Source organism: Microbacterium sp. A20 (assembly GCF_004794515.1).
In the GTDB taxonomy this organism is placed as follows: domain Bacteria; phylum Actinomycetota; class Actinomycetes; order Actinomycetales; family Microbacteriaceae; genus Microbacterium.
The window spans coordinates 65,888-80,687 of record NZ_SSDF01000082.1 but is presented as its reverse complement, the minus strand read 5'-3'; the positions used below and the strand labels follow the sequence as shown (position 1 = coordinate 80,687).

Sequence of the window (14,800 nt, the reverse complement as noted above, 5' to 3'; positions counted from 1 at the left end):
TTGCTCCCCGGTGCGGCGCCGGGCCTTCCCGACGCCGAGTACCTGGTGCTGTCCAGCCGGCTGATCCCGGGCCTCGACGGCGGGTACACGATCGCGACGCTCGCGCGCGCCCGTCAGCTTGCCGGAGCGGGCGTCGCCGACGGTGCCGGTCCGCAGCTGCTCACGTTCGATCCGGGAACCGCGGCCGATCACGCCGCGCACCGGATGACGTTCGCGGAGCACGGTGCGCTCGCGGACACGTCGCGGATGCGCAACCTCTTCGATGAAGCGGTCGCGCCCGACGGGGGATCGGCCGACTGGCTTCGTGATGCGGCGGATGCTGCCGTCACCGCCGACCCGGATGTCGAGTATCGCGTACTGACCGATGCCGAAGGGCGCCCGTTCGCGGCGCTGCCCGTCATCCCGGGCAACCCCGACTGGCACCTCACCGACGAGCCGGTCCTCGTGTACGACGAGTCCGGCGAGGTCATCGGAGCGCTGCACGGCTTCCGCGGCCTCTACCGCGCCTGGCTGGAACACGTGACGGCCGCGTTCGGCGACCGTCGCATCGTCGTGATCTGCGAGTCCCGTCAGCTGGGCGAACTCATCGCGGACTGGGCGGATCCGCGGGTGCGCGTCATCCACACGATCCACACCATGCACGTCGAGGCGCCCTACACGCCGGACGCGTCCATGAACACGCTCTGGACGCGCTGGTTCCGCCTGGCCGACCGCTTCGACGCCGTGATCTGGCCGACCGCCACGCAGCGGGATGACGTGGTCGCCCGGTTCGGGGAGTCGACGGTGCACGCGGTGGTGCCGAATCCGATCGCTCCCGTGGAGCCGCGGGACGAGCTTCGTGAACACGGTCTCGTCGTCGTGCTGGGCCGCCTCGCGCCCGGCAAGCGCATCGATCATGCGATCCGTGCCTTCTTGGCAGCCGACGTGCCCGGTGCCCGGATGGAGATCTGGGGCGGCGGTCCGGAGCAGGAACGCCTGCAGGCCCTGATCGAGGCGCTCGACGCGGGGGACCGCATCGTGCTCGCCGGATACACCGATTCGCCTGCGACGGTCCTGGACCGCGCCGCGCTCGTCGTCACGTCGACCGCTTTCGAGGGGCAGCCGCTCGGCGTCGTCGAGGCGCTCCTGCACGGCGCACCCGTGGTGGCGTACGACGCCCGCTACGGCATCCGCGACGTGCTGCAGCATGGCGGTGGCGTCCTGGTGCCGAGCGGAGACATCGACGCGCTGGGCGCGGCGATCCGTTCCCTCCTGACCGACCCCGACCGACTCGCGTCTCTGAGTGCAGAGGCGCCGTCGGTCGCCGCGGCGTGGAGCCCGCAGCGCTCCCTCGACGCCCTCACGGCAGTTATCGCTGAAGCGGCCTCCGCCCCTCCGCATCGCTGAGCCGTCCGCTCCCGTAACCTGCGCTCCCGCTCCGGTCGCAGTTTCTGTCGCTTCCCCGCGCTGAAACCGACAGAAAGTGCGACCGGAGCGGCGTCCAGAAAAAAGTTCTCGCCGATGTCGATCTGTGGCATTCCCGTTCGACGTCTGTAGTGAGAGGGTCGAGAGACGGCCCTTCGAACAAGGAGAACATCATGAAGTTCATGCTCATCATGCGCGCAGACGACAGCGGTGTCGAGGCATACAAGGAGATGCCCTTCGAGCAGGTCATCGAGGCCATGGGGAAGTACAACGAGTCGATGATCAAGGCCGGCGTGCTGGTCGCCGGCGAGGGCCTGACCGACGCGGCCGAGGGCTTCGTCGTCGACTTCAGCGCCGAGAAGCCGCTCATCACAGACGGCCCCTACGGCGAGACGAAGGAGCTGTTCAACGGCTTCTGGATCCTCGAGGTCTCCTCACGCGAAGAGGCGGCCGAGTGGGCGAGCCGTGCCCCCCTCGGCCCCGGATCCTTCCTCGAGGTGCGTCGCGTGACCGGTGTCGAGGACTTCCCGGCCGACAACGAGTGGATCGAGAAGGAAGCCGGCTGGCGCGAGGAGCAGGCCCAGCGCGCACAGCAGTGATGGACACTTCCGCACACAGCGAGACCGTGCGTTCCGCCCCCGATGACGGGTCGGCGGAGCGCGCGGTCGCCGCGGTGTGGCGCATCGAATCGGCCCGCATCGTGGGCGCGCTGACCCGCATGGTCGGCGACTTCGGTCTCGCCGAGGACCTCGCCCAGGAGGCACTGGTGGATGCGCTTCGGCAATGGCCGGTCGAGGGGGTGCCGCGCAACGCCGGGGCCTGGCTCACGGCGGTGGCGAAGCGCAAGGCGATCGACGGATGGCGACGCGCGGAGCGACTGGATGCCCGGGTCGCCGCTCTCGCCCACGACCTGGAGCGCGAACAAGCCGAGTCTGCGGACATGCTGTGGGACCCGGATGCCGTCGATGACGACGTGCTGCGCCTGATCTTCATCGCGTGCCACCCGGTGCTGTCGAAGGAGGCGCAGATCGCTCTGACCCTCCGGGTGGTCGGTGGCCTGTCGAGCGAGGAGATCGCCCGCGCCTTCCTCGTACCGACGGCGACCGTGCAGCAGCGGATCGTACGGGCGAAGAAGACCCTCGCGGCGGCGAACGCACCCTTCGAGGTGCCGCCTCGCGAGGAGCACGCCGCTCGTCTCGGCGCGATCCTGGGAGTGCTGTACCTGATCTTCAACGAGGCGCATGCGGCGAGCAGCGGGCCGGAGTGGATGCGCCCCGAGCTGAGCGACGAGGCCATTCGCCTCGGCCGGGTGCTCGCGGCGCTGATGCCGCGCGAGCCGGAGGTGCACGGGTTGCTCGCACTGATGGAGCTCACCGCGGCCCGGTTCGCCGCGCGGGTGGATCGGAACGGCGACCCCGTGCTGCTCGCCGATCAAGACCGCGGACGGTGGGATCGCGGGCGCATCGCCCGCGGCCGCGCGGCGTTGGCGACCGCCGACGCGCTCGGTCGAGGTCGCGGTTCGTGCTGCCTGCAGGCCGCGATCGCGGAGTGCCATGCGGTGGCGGCATCCGTCGACGACACCGACTGGGACCGCATCGTGCTGCTCTACGAGGCGCTCGGACGGATCTCGCCGTCGCCGGTCGTGGAGCTCAACCGTGCCGCTGCCGTGGCGATGGCCACCGGCCCCGCATCCGCGTTGCGGATCATCGATCAGCTGTCGAGCTCGGGGGCGCTGCGCGGCTACCACCTGCTGCCCGCCACCCGGGGTGAGCTGCTGCGGCGGCTCGGTCGCGAGGAGGAGGCGAGGAGCGAGTTCGCCGTCGCCGCGGGGCTCGCGGGCAATGATCGGGAGCGTTCCCTGCTCGAGCGGAAGGCCGCCGGGGCAGAGAAATGACCCGCCCCCTTCGGGAAGCGCGAGGCTGCCGAAGGGGACGGGCGTAGGGAAGGCGTGGTGTCAGTCGTTGACCTTCTGGCCACGACCGGCGATCAGGCCGTAGATCAGCAGCACGACGATCGAGCCGGCGATGGCGAGGAGCCAGGTGCCCAGGTCCCAGAATTCGGTCAGGGGCCGGTTGAGGATCAGGCTGCCGAGCCAGCCGCCGAGCAGGGCGCCGACGACACCGAGAAGGAGGGTGATGAACCACCCGCCACCCTGCTTGCCGGGCAGGATCAGCTTGGCGATGGCCCCGGCGATGAGGCCGAGGAGAAGAAAGCCGAGAAAACTCATGGTCAGCTCCTATGTGTCGGGAGCCCCGGGGTGCCGGGGCTTCGTGATGACAACACTGCCGGTCTTCGAGGCCGCGCGACAACCCCTTGCGCTCACCTCCCCGGGTATGCCAAAAGGCCCGCCTCCACGGGGGAGACGGGCCTCTCGAGGGGCGATTCGCGTCAGTTGTTGCCGCGTACGATCGCGATGATGCGCAGGATCTCGACGTAGAGCCACACGACCGTCACCATGATGCCGAAGGCGCCGAGCCAGCCGTACTGGCGCGGAGCGCCGTTGCGGACACCCTGCTGGATCTGGTCGAAGTCGAGCACCAGGGAGTATGCGGCCATGATCACGACGAGGACGCCGATGATGACGCCGAGCGGGATGCCCATGATGTTGGCGCTGAGGAGGCCGAACTCCTGGCCCTCGGGCAGCACGCCGGTCCACATGAGGACGAGGTTCAGCAGCGAGAAGACGAGGTAGCCGATCATCGCGATCATGAAGATCTTGGTCGCCTTCTTCGACGCGCGGATCTTGCCGTTCGCGAAGAGCGCCAGGGTCACACCGACGACCGAGACGGTCGCGAGGGTCGCCTGGAAGACGATGCCGGGGTAGATGACCTCGAAGAACGCGGAGATGCCACCGATGAAGAGGCCCTCGAGCGCGGCGTAGCCGAAGATGAGCGCGGGGCGCACCTTCTTGCGCGAGGTGAAGGTGATGACCATCGCGAGCACGAAGCCGCCGAGCGCGCCGATGATCCACGGCAGCATGTTGACGGGCGCCGGGTTCTGCGGGTTGTACGGAGGAGCGTCGATGCCGCCGAGCGTCCACACCCAGCCGATCGCCGCGGTGACGAGAAGGATGGCGAACAGGCCGGCGGTCTTCCAGACGGTGTCCTCGACGGACATCCGGTCGGTCTCGATGGCGCCTGCCGGCGGGGCCGCGTACATGCCCTCGAGCTGTGCGTTGGCCGCGGCATCCATCGCCCCGTGCTGGAGCGAGGCGTTCTGCGCGCCCTGAGCAGCCTGCGGTCCGCCCGGGTATGTCGCGACATTGCGCGGGTCCTGCTGCTGGAAAGCAGGGTTGTTGAAAGCGAAGTTGCTCATTGGTGGGCCTCACTCCAAAGGGGGTTGTAGGTCTCTTTCCTCCACGATACTCGGGTGGTGCCGCTCCGGGCGTGTTCTACGCTGAGAGCGTGCCCAGGAAATCACCCCTCGTCATCGGGCACCGCGGTGCGCCCGGCTACCGCCCGGAGCACAGCCGCTCCTCCTACGAACTGGCGCTCGCCATGGGCGTGGATGCCGTGGAACCCGACGTCGTCGCCACCAAGGACGGCGTCCTCGTCGTGCGGCATGAGAACGAGATCTCGGGCACGACCGACGTCGCCCTGCATCCGGAGTTCGCCGACCGCAAGACGACCAAGCGCGTCGACGGGCAGGCGCTGACCGGCTGGTTCACCGAGGACTTCACGTGGGCGGAGCTGTCGACCCTGCGCGGGCGCGAGCGGCTGCCCGAGGTGCGGGTCTCGAGTGCGAGCTTCGACGACTCGCAGGCCATCCTCCGCCTCCGCGACGTGCTCGACATCGTGCGCGACGGCTCGAACGAACACGGTCGGGAGATCGGCGTGGTGCTCGAGGTCAAGCACGCCACCTACTTCGCCAGCATCGGCCTCGACCTGGCTCCGCTGATCGAGCGTGAGCTGCGAGATGCCGGGTGGGCCGACGGCGAACTCCCGCTGGTGATCGAGTGCTTCGAGTCGACGGTGCTCGGGCAGCTGCGAGAGCGCGGCGTCTCCGCGTCGTACATCTACCTCATCGAGGCGAAGGGCCGCCCCTACGACCGGCTGGTGGCCGAGGGCAAGCAGGCGCTCACGTACAAGGCGACCGTCACGCCCCAGGGGCTCGACGGGTTGGTCGGCCGCGTCGACGGCATCAGCGTGAACAAGAAGATGCTGCTCGCCCGAGGCAACACGATCGTCGCCGATGCGCATGCCCGCGGCCTGCAGGTCTTCACCTGGACGTGCCGGCCGGAGAACGCGTTCCTGTCGCCGGAGTTCCGGGGTTCGGGTGGACGCTCCGAGTTCGGGGACTACGAGTCCGAGTGGGGCGTCATCGCGGGTCAGGGCGTCGACGGTGTCTTCGTCGACCACCCCGATCTGGGCGTCGCGTTCTTTCGCAGCTGAGGTGCGTGCGGGCCACGCATCAGAGGTCAGAGGGGACCGAGCACGCTCTTCACATCGTCGTCGAGTGCGAGCGCGCGCAGCGGTTCGAGGATCTCGCGCTCCTCGAAGCGGAAATGCGACTCCATGATCGCGGCGATGCCATCGAGGTGACCGGCGATCGTAGGCGCATCGTCACCGCGCTCGGCCGCGGTGCGCAGCGAGCCGAGCAGGTGCGCGAGCATCGAGTGGTCCTGCATCAGCTTGTCGATGACACCGCCGAGCTCGGGGAGCTCCGCGCGCAGCGCCGGGAACAGTGCGCGATCCTCGGCGCCGTGGTGACCGTCGAGCGCTGCGCAGAAGCCGATGCAGTAGAGCACGAGTTCGGAGGTCGCATCGGGGGCGGCGTCACCGCGGTCCAGCGCGTCACGGGTCGCGGCGAGTGCGGCACGGAGGCGGGAGTGGGCGGAGCGGAGTTCCTGATCCCAGGCGATCAGGCGGGCGGCATCCATCGCCCCAGTGTAGGTAGGCTCCCGGTCAGAGGGTGCGGTCGAAGGCGCCGCGGCGGGTCGAGACGATCTCCTTGCCGAGCGGCATGAGCGAGATCGGGACCATCTTGAAGTCGGCGATGCCCATGGGGATGCCGATGATCGTGATGCAGAGCAGGATGCCGGAGACGATGTGCCCGATCGCGAGCCACCAGCCGGCCAGGATCACCCAGAGGACGTTGCCGAGGAACGAGCCGACGCCCGCCGTCGGCTTGCTGACGACCTCGCGCCCGAACGGCCAGATCGCGTAGGCGGCGATGCGGAACGAGGCGATCGCCCAGGGGATCGTGATGATCGGGATGCACAGCAGGATGCCGGCCAGGACGTACCCGAGGAACAGGGCCCATCCGGCCAGGATGACCCAGATGATGTTGAGGATCGTGCGCATGGGGAGATTGTGTCACCCGCGTGACTCGCTGTCTGAGCATCCGCCCCGAGGTCCCCGGCCTCCGGTGTTCCCGATGCCAGACTGACCGCATGACCGGAATCGTGGTGCAAGACGTCAGTAGAGCGTTCGGGACGGTGCAGGCGGTGAGAGGGGCCACCCTGCGAGCCGAGCCGGGCCGCGTGACCGGACTGGTCGGGCCGAACGGCGCGGGCAAGACGACCCTGCTCCTGATGCTCGCCTCCCTCCTCGCGCCCGATTCCGGGACGATCAGCATCGCCGGCGTCGACCCGTCGGTCGACCCGCTCGCCGCACGGCGTCTGCTCGGCTGGATGCCGGATGCGCTCGGCGCCTGGCCCTCGCTCACCGCGAGGGAGACCATCGTCACGACGGCCCGCCTGTACGGCATCGAGAAACCGGATGCGGACGCTCGGGCGCAGCATCTGCTCGCCCTCGTCGGGCTCGCGGAGCTCGCGGACTCTCCCGCCAAGGTGCTCTCCCGCGGGCAGAAGCAGAAGCTCGGCCTCGCCCGCGCGCTCGTGCACGATCCGCAAGTGCTGCTCCTCGACGAGCCGGCCTCCGGCCTCGACCCGGAGGCGCGGGTCCAGCTCCGCGTGCTGCTGCGCCGACTAGCCGCTGAGGGCCGCACGGTCCTGATCTCGAGCCACATCCTCTCCGAACTCGAAGAGGTCGTCGACGACTCCGTCTTCCTGGTCGCCGGCGCCGTGGTGGATGCCGCGCCCGCGCAGGCCTCGGTGCGCGCCTGGCGAGTCCGGCTGGCGGGCGCGACGCCGGAACGCCTGAATGCCGACACGTGGCAGGTGGCGTCGAACCTCGGCCTCGCACCCGAGTCGGTCGCCACCGACCGTGGCGGAGTCCTGGTCGGATTCGCCGGTGACGACGCGGCGGCGCAGTCGCTGCGCCGGCTCGTCGAGGCGGGGCTGCCCGTCGCGGAGTTCGCCCCGGCGCAGAGCGACCTGGAGCACACGTTCCTCAACCTGCCGCAGGCGCCGGTGCCGCAGGCCACCGCCTCCGGCCTGCAGCATCCGGCGCCGCCGGCGGCATCCTCTCCCGCCGCGCCACCAGCGCCACCGGCTGCGCCACCCGCGGCACCGACCGGAACGGAGGCGGGAGCATGAGCCTCGCGAACATCGGGATCATCGCCCGACTCGAATTGACCCAGCGGCTGCGGAGCGTCGGCTGGTACGTCCTGTTGGGCGTGTTCGCCCTCATCCTGCTCGGGGTCACCGCACTCGCGTTCGCGGTGTACTCCTGGGGCGACTTCGTCGGTGCCGGCGTCTACTCGATCGTTGTCAACATCGTGCTGCTGCTGGTCGTGCTGGTCTCGCCGACCCTCAGCGGCAACGCGATCAACGGCGACCGCGATGCTGCGACCCTGGCCGCGGTCCAGGTGACAGCGGCTTCGACCGGTGACATCATGCTCGGCAAGCTCCTCGCCGCCGTCGCGACCGGAGGAGCGTTCCTCCTGGTCGCTGTGCCGTTCCTCGCACTGTCGCTGGTGGGTGGGGGAGCGGACGCGCTCGTGCTGCTGGTCTCGCTGCTCGTGCTCGCCGTCGAGATCATCGTGGTCGCGGCGATCGGTGTCGGCCTGAGCGGACTCATCGCCCGCCCGCTGTTCTCGGTCGCAGCGACGTACCTCGTGGTCGCCGGCCTGGTGTTCGGCACGCTCATCGCCTTCGGATTGGGCGGCATGGCCGTGCGCAGCGAGGCGACCACGTACTCCCGCCCCTACGACGCGAACGGTGCCCCCATCTGCGACGAGTGGGAGGTCGGCACCACCTACGAGGTGCCGCGGTTCGACTACGTCTGGTGGGCGCTGTCGGCCAACCCGTTCGTCGTGCTCGCCGATGCCACGCCCACGGAGTTCTCGCCGGAGGGCTACCCCGTCGATCTGTTCGGTCAGATCAAGCTCGGCGTGCGCAGCGCGCAGCAGTCGCCGCTCGAGCAGCGCTGGGACGAGTGCGACCCGGACGGCGGCTACCGTACGCCGGAAGAGACCATGGAGTCCTCGGTTCCCAGCTGGTTCGTCGGACTCGGGGTACAGGTCGTCATCGCCGGCTCGCTGTTCGCCGGGGCATGGGCGCGCACGCGGACGCCCGCGCGCCGCCTGCCGCCGGGAACCCGCATCGCCTGATCCGTTCCCCGGAGTGTTCCGGTCGCACTTTCTGCCGCTCTGATCCCGTTCAGGCGGCACAAAGTGCGACCGGAACGGGCGAGGCGTGACGGGGCGCCCGGAAGTCGCCACCTCCCGTTCACCTTCCGTGCACCGGGCGGACTCCCGGCGGCCACGCGGGATCGGTGGTCTGGGCTGGTACCCGACTGAGTCCGGTCGGCCCGCGTGGGCCCGCCGGCCAAGCCCACCAGGAGTCCTCCATGCCCCGCCTGCAATCCGCAGCCGCGGTCGCGGCGGTGTGCGCACTGAGCGCCGCCGCCCTGCTCGCCACTCCCACCGCCGCCATCGGCGCCGATCCCGGCATCCGCCCGACTGAGACCGTCGCGGCCGCCCCGAGTCTCGTGCTGAACGAGATCGTCTACGACGACGCGGCGACCGGCCTCGCCGACCAGATCGAGATCTACAACGCCGGCACCGAGACGATCGACCTCGCGGGCTGGAAGGTCGCCGACGAGAAGCGCGACAGCTTCGGCGCGGCTCCCGCGGGCACGTCGCTGGCACCCGGAGAGTTCCTCGTGCTCGTGAAGGACGTCGACTTCCCGTTCGGTCTCGGCAAGGGTGACGAGGTCGTGCTCTTCGACCCGAGCGGCACCGAGGCCGACTCCTATGCATACGAGAACACCGCGCCGCTGTCGGTGTGGGCGCGCTGCGCCGACGGCACGGGCGAGTGGGCGCATGCCACGGCGGCGACCCCTGGTGCGGCCAACGACTGCTCGGTCGCTCCCGTATCGGGATCCATCGTGATCAACGAGGTCGACTCGCAGCCCGCCGACTGGGTCGAGTTCTACAACTCCGGTACCGAGGCGCTCGACATCTCGGGTTACGAGATCCGCGACAACTCCGACGATCACCGCTGGCAGTTCCTGGCCGGCACGAAGATCGAGGCGGGCGGGTTCCTCGTGGTCGACGAGGGCACGATCGGTCTCGTCGGAGGCGCCGAGGCGGCGTTCCGCGACCCGATCGGCATCGGCAGCGCCGACCGCATCCGCCTCTTCGACGTGGCCGGCGCGCAGATCGACGACACCCTCCCGTGGGAGGGGCATGCCGCGATCGACGGTGACTTCGCCGCAGCCACGCTTGCGCGCTGCCCGGACGGCGTCGGCGCGTTCGTGCTCGCCCACTCGACGCCCGGAGCAGCCAACTCGTGCATCATGCCCGAGGTCGTGATCAACGAGATCGAGTCGAACGGCGACACCACCGACTGGGTCGAGGTCACGAACACCGGCAGCACCGCTGTCGACCTCTCCGGCTGGACCGTCATGGACAGCGACCCCACCGGTCACGCGGCCGAGACGACACCGCTGCCGGCCGGCACGACGCTGCAGCCGGGCGCCTACTTCGTCTTCGACCAGCCCGCGAACTTCGTCTTCGGTCTCGGCAACGGCGACACCGTGACGATCCGCGATGCGAACGGCAACACGGTCGACGAGCACGTGTACACCGCGCACGCCGCGGGCGTCCTGGCGCGATGCGCCGACGGCTCCGGCGACTTCGCCGATGTCGCGGTCTCGACCAAGGGGCTGCGCAACGCCTGCGGCAACCCGGTGCGCCTCAACGAGGTCGAGTCCGACGGCGGGTCGCCCGACGACTGGGTGGAGCTCGTGAACCCGACCGACGCGGCCATCGACGTCTCGGGCATCGTGGTGAAGGACGACGACGACACCCACGCGTACTCGATCCCGTCCGGCACCAGCATCGGCGCGGGGGAGTACCTCGTGATCGAGCGCGAGCAGCTCGGCTTCGGCCTGGGCGGCGGCGACGCGGTTCGCCTGTTCGACGGCGCGCTGGTCATCGACGAGACGACCTGGGGCGAGGGTCACGCGGCCGTCACCTGGGGCCGCTGCCCGGACACGACGGGGGCCTTCGCCGCCACGACCGAGTCCACGAAGGGCGCAGCGAACGTCTGCGCCGGCGAGGTCGCGGTCTCGCCGTGGCCCGGTTCGGCGGAAGTCCGCGTGCTCGACAGCGTCCCGACCTTCCTCGAGGACAGCTCGGGACTGGATGTGCAGGAGACGGCGGACGGCGCGTTCCTCTGGGCCGTGGACAACGGTGAGGGCCGCATCTGGAAGCTCGAGGCGCACGCCGACGGCTCGGTCGAGAAGATCGACGGCTGGGATGCGGGCAAGCGCGTGCGCTTCCAGAAGGATGCCGCGGATGCGGGTGCCGCAGGTCCGGACACCGAGGGCATCACGGTCGACGGCGACGGCTTCGTCTACGTGGCGTCCGAACGAGACAACAGCGCCAAGGGTGTGAACCAGAACGTCGTCCTGAAGGTCGACCCCGAGTCCTCGAACGGTGACCTCGTCGCCCAGCAGGAGTGGGACCTCACCGCGCTGCTGCCGTCCGTCGGTGCGAACCTCGGTATGGAGGCCGTGCAGTGGGTGCCGGATGCCGCGCTCGCCGGAAAGCTCTTCGACGACAACACCGGCGCGGCCTACAAGCCCGCGGACTACGCCGGCCACGGTGGCGGACTGTTCCTGGTCGCGGTCGAGGACAACGGTCACGTGTACGCCTTCGCGCTCGGCGGTGACGGCTCGGCGACGCTCGTGTCGGAGATCGCCCCCGGACTCGCGGGTGTGATGGCTCTCGACTACGACAGCGTGCGGGGCACCCTCTGGGCCGTCTGTGACGACGGCTGCCACGGCCGTTCGGCCGAGATCACCCTCAACGGCACTGCCAAGCCGGGCATCGCCCAGTACGACCGTCCGGCCGGCATGCCCGACATCAACAACGAGGGCTTCGCGACCTCGCCGGCATCGCTGTCGGTCGACGGCAAGCGTCCGGTGTGGTGGTTCGCCGACGGCTTCGCGTCCGAAGCGCTGCGCACCGGAACGCTTCCGGGCGTCGACGGCGAGAACCCCGGAGGCGAGAACCCCGGAGGCGAGAACCCCGGTGGCGAGAACCCGCCGCTGCCCGGTACGGATCTGGTCGACGGCAACCGCAACGGCGTGACGGTCGATCCCTCGGTCGCCACCCGCGGTCAGAAGGTCACGGTCACCGTCGGAGCGGACGCGGCAGGCGAGGACATCGCGGTGTGGATGTACTCCGACCCGGTGCAGCTCGCGACCGGCGCGCTGTCTGCAGCGGGCGCGATCACGGTGACGGTGCCGACGGATGCCGCACTGGGTGCGCATCGGATCGCGGTGTACGACGCCGACGGCGCACTGCTCGGCTGGGCCGACATCCGCATCGCCGACGGTGCGGGCGGGCTCGCGGCGACCGGTGCGGAGTTCCCGGTCGCGGCGATCGCGCTGGCGCTGATGCTCCTGGTCGCGGGAGGCGTGGCGGTCCGACGCCGCACACGCACCGCCTGAGGCCGGACGGGTGCGCGGTCGAACCCGCGCACCCGTCCGCAGCGGTCTCCGGCGCCGCATCCTCGTGCCGCAGTGTCGGTGCCGACGCCTAGACTCATAAGGCCATGACCGAAGCTCCTCTCATCGTCCCCGGATCCGTCGGCCCCCGCTCCTCCGGGGCCCCGGGGCAGGACGACCTCCTCGCCGGCCTGAACCCCCAGCAGCTCGAGGCCGTCACCTACCGCGGCCCCGCGCTGCTCATCGTCGCGGGTGCCGGATCGGGCAAGACGAGCGTGCTCACCCGCCGCATCGCCTCGCTGCTCCGCGGGCGCGAGGCCTGGCCGAGCCAGATCCTCGCGATCACCTTCACGAACAAGGCGGCCGGCGAGATGCGAGAGCGCGTCGAGGGGCTGATCGGCGACGCCGCCCGCGGCATGTGGATCTCGACGTTCCACTCCGCCTGCGTCCGCATCCTGCGCCGCGAGGCCCAGCAGTTCGGCTACACGAAGTCGTTCACGATCTACGACTCCGGCGACTCGCGCGCCTTGCTGAAGCGCCTGGTCAAGGAGCACGAGGCCGACGCCTACGGCCTCACCCCGGCAGCCGTGCAGTCGCGCATCTCCAAGCTGAAGAACGAGCTGTCCGACGCCGAGTCGTATGCGCGTCAGGCCAACATGAGCGATCCGGCCGAGCGGGTCTTCGTCGAGGTCTTCGCCGACTATCAGCGGCAGCTGCAGAAGGCCAACGCCTTCGACTTCGACGACCTCATCGGACAGACCGTCTACCTGTTCCGGGCTTTTCCGCAGGTCGCCGACACCTACCGCCGCCGGTTCCGGCACATCCTGGTCGATGAGTACCAGGACACCAACCACGCGCAGTACGCGTTGATCCACGAGCTCACGCGCCCGGTCTCCGGCGCCGCGGGCTCTGCTCCCGACCCGTATGCCTCGAACGGCATGATGATCTTCGAGCCCGATCCCGAGCCCACGGCGGATGCCGGCGAACCCGGCGCCTCGCTCACCGTGGTCGGCGACTCCGACCAGTCGATCTACGCCTTCCGCGGCGCAGACATCCGCAACATCAGTGAGTTCGAGCGCGACTTCCCCGGCGCCCGCGTGGTGCTGCTCGAGCAGAACTACCGCTCGACGCAGAACATCCTCTCCGCGGCGAACGCCGTGATCGGCAACAACTTCGACCGCAAGGACAAGAAGCTCTGGAGCGACAAGGGCGACGGCGATGCCATCATCGGCTTCACCGGCTACTCGCAACACGACGAGGCGCAGTTCGTCGCCGATGAGGTCGAGGCGCTGCATCGCGCTGGCATGCCCTATTCCGAGATGGCCGTGTTCTACCGCACGAACTCCCAGTCCCGTGCGCTGGAAGAGATCTTCATCCGCTCGGCCGTGCCCTACAAGATCATGGGCGGCACGAAGTTCTACGACCGCGCCGAGATCAAGGACGCGCTCGCCTACCTCGTCGCGGTCGCGAACCCGGCCGACGAGATGTCCGTGCGACGCATCCTGAACAAGCCGCGGCGGGGCATCGGAGATGTGACCGAGACGGCCATCGCCCGCTTCGCCGAAGAGCACGGCATCAGCTTCCGCGACGCGCTGTCGATGCCTGGTCAGCTCGGGGTCGGACCGAAGATCCAGGCGGCGATCGGGCAGCTCGACGCCGTGCTCACCGAAGCCGCCGCGATCCTGACCCCCGCCACGGGCGAGGTGCCGCCACCCACGAGCGTGGCCGACGGCCTGGGCGTGCTGCTCGGCAAGAGCGGCTACCTCGATGCGCTGCGCGCGAGCCGCGACCCGCAGGACGAGGCCCGTGTCGAGAACCTCGACGAGTTCGTGGCCGTCGCCCGCGACTTCGCCCGCAACAACCCCGAGGGCACGATCGTCGACTTCCTCACCGAGGTCGCGCTGGTGTCCGACGCCGACGACCTCGACGACGAGTCCGGCTCGGTGTCACTCATGACCATGCACACGGCGAAGGGCCTCGAATACGACGCCGTCTTCGTCACGGGTGTCGAGGAAGACCTCATCCCACACCGCATCTCGGCCGGTGAGCCCGGCGGACCGCAGGAAGAGCGGCGACTCTTCTATGTCGGCATCACGCGGGCCCGCAAGCGGCTGCACCTGTCGCTAGCGATGACGAGGGCGCAGTTCGGCGAGGTCACCGTGGCGATGCCCAGTCGCTTCCTGCAGGAGATCCCGGCGAACCTGATCGACTGGCGGCAGTCGCCGGGAGACGTGAACTCCCGCGGGGGCATGCAGTCGCGGGCTCTGAACGCCCGTCGCCAGGGCGGGTTCGGCGGTTCGGGCTCCGGTGACCGGTTCGCCGTCAAGGCGCTGCCCGGTCGCGACTCCCTGAAGCCGCTGTCGACCGCGATGGACAAGTTCCCCAATCGGGTCACGGCCAAGATGCGCGACAACGGCGACCTCGAGCTCACCGCGGGCGACCGCATCCGTCACGTCGACTTCGGCGAGGGGCGGGTGGATGCCGTGACCGGCGAGGGCGCGAAGCGCATCGCCCACGTGCGGTTCGACTCGGCGGGGCAGAAGAAGCTGCTCATCAAGGTCGCGCCCATCGAGAAGATCTGACCGGCGCCG

Annotated in this window: 12 protein-coding genes; 8 read left to right on the top strand and 4 right to left on the bottom strand. The window is 69.7% G+C overall.

Going from position 1 to position 14,800, the window contains the following annotated elements:
- The 3 genes from DW298_RS12220 (at window position 1) to DW298_RS12210 (ending at window position 3,298) form a co-directional block, all read left to right on the top strand.
- Window positions 1–1,386 (top strand): glycosyltransferase, encoded by a 1,386-nt coding sequence (locus tag DW298_RS12220; RefSeq protein ID WP_240745117.1) that lies wholly within the window; start codon window positions 1–3, stop codon window positions 1,384–1,386.
- A 191-nt stretch (window positions 1,387–1,577) separates the two neighbouring features.
- Window positions 1,578–2,003: a YciI family protein gene (locus tag DW298_RS12215; RefSeq protein WP_136042750.1), complete on the top strand. Its 426-nt coding sequence runs from the start codon at window positions 1,578–1,580 to the stop codon at window positions 2,001–2,003.
- Window positions 2,003–3,298: an RNA polymerase sigma factor gene (locus DW298_RS12210; protein ID WP_136042749.1), complete on the top strand. Its 1,296-nt coding sequence runs from the start codon at window positions 2,003–2,005 to the stop codon at window positions 3,296–3,298. Before DW298_RS12215 ends, DW298_RS12210 begins: the two co-directional genes overlap by 1 nt.
- A gap of 60 nt (window positions 3,299–3,358) precedes the next feature.
- Here the strand turns inward: DW298_RS12210 and DW298_RS12205 are convergent, their stop codons facing one another.
- Window positions 3,359–3,631 (bottom strand): GlsB/YeaQ/YmgE family stress response membrane protein, encoded by a 273-nt coding sequence (locus tag DW298_RS12205; RefSeq protein WP_028502343.1) that lies wholly within the window; start codon window positions 3,629–3,631, stop codon window positions 3,359–3,361.
- Window positions 3,632–3,792: 161 nt separating this feature from the next.
- A complete protein-coding gene (locus tag DW298_RS12200) occupies window positions 3,793–4,719 on the bottom strand; it encodes a Bax inhibitor-1/YccA family protein (protein WP_136042748.1) in 927 nt (308 codons plus the stop codon).
- An 89-nt stretch (window positions 4,720–4,808) separates the two neighbouring features.
- On the opposite strand from DW298_RS12200, the gene DW298_RS12195 reads away from it, so the two are divergent.
- Window positions 4,809–5,795, top strand: a complete 987-nt coding sequence (locus tag DW298_RS12195) for a glycerophosphodiester phosphodiesterase family protein (protein WP_136042747.1) — start codon at window positions 4,809–4,811, stop codon at window positions 5,793–5,795.
- A 26-nt stretch (window positions 5,796–5,821) separates the two neighbouring features.
- Here the strand turns inward: DW298_RS12195 and DW298_RS12190 are convergent, their stop codons facing one another.
- Together DW298_RS12190 and DW298_RS12185 are read right to left on the bottom strand one after the other, a co-directional pair.
- Window positions 5,822–6,283, bottom strand: a complete 462-nt coding sequence (locus DW298_RS12190) for a hemerythrin domain-containing protein (RefSeq protein ID WP_136042746.1) — start codon at window positions 6,281–6,283, stop codon at window positions 5,822–5,824.
- Between the two features lie 25 nt (window positions 6,284–6,308).
- Entirely contained in the window at window positions 6,309–6,707 is a 399-nt protein-coding gene (locus DW298_RS12185) for a YccF domain-containing protein (protein WP_136042745.1), read from the bottom strand.
- An 89-nt stretch (window positions 6,708–6,796) separates the two neighbouring features.
- Between DW298_RS12185 and DW298_RS12180 the strand changes: the two genes are divergently transcribed.
- From DW298_RS12180 to DW298_RS12165, 4 genes are all read left to right on the top strand, one after another.
- Entirely contained in the window at window positions 6,797–7,843 is a 1,047-nt protein-coding gene (locus tag DW298_RS12180; protein ID WP_136042744.1) for an ABC transporter ATP-binding protein, read from the top strand.
- Window positions 7,840–8,859 carry an ABC transporter permease gene (locus DW298_RS12175; protein ID WP_136042743.1) on the top strand — a complete coding sequence of 340 codons (1,020 nt, stop codon included), beginning with the start codon at window positions 7,840–7,842 and terminating at the stop codon, window positions 8,857–8,859. The genes DW298_RS12180 and DW298_RS12175 overlap by 4 nt, the downstream gene beginning before the upstream one ends.
- Before the next feature lie 239 nt (window positions 8,860–9,098).
- The gene (locus DW298_RS12170; RefSeq protein ID WP_136042742.1) at window positions 9,099–12,212 is read left to right on the top strand and encodes a lamin tail domain-containing protein; all 3,114 of its coding nucleotides are present in this window, start codon (window positions 9,099–9,101) and stop codon (window positions 12,210–12,212) included.
- 104 nt (window positions 12,213–12,316) lie between these two features.
- Window positions 12,317–14,791, top strand: coding sequence for a UvrD-helicase domain-containing protein (locus DW298_RS12165; RefSeq protein ID WP_136042741.1), 2,475 nt, complete (start codon window positions 12,317–12,319; stop codon window positions 14,789–14,791).
- Window positions 14,792–14,800 lie beyond the last annotated feature (9 nt).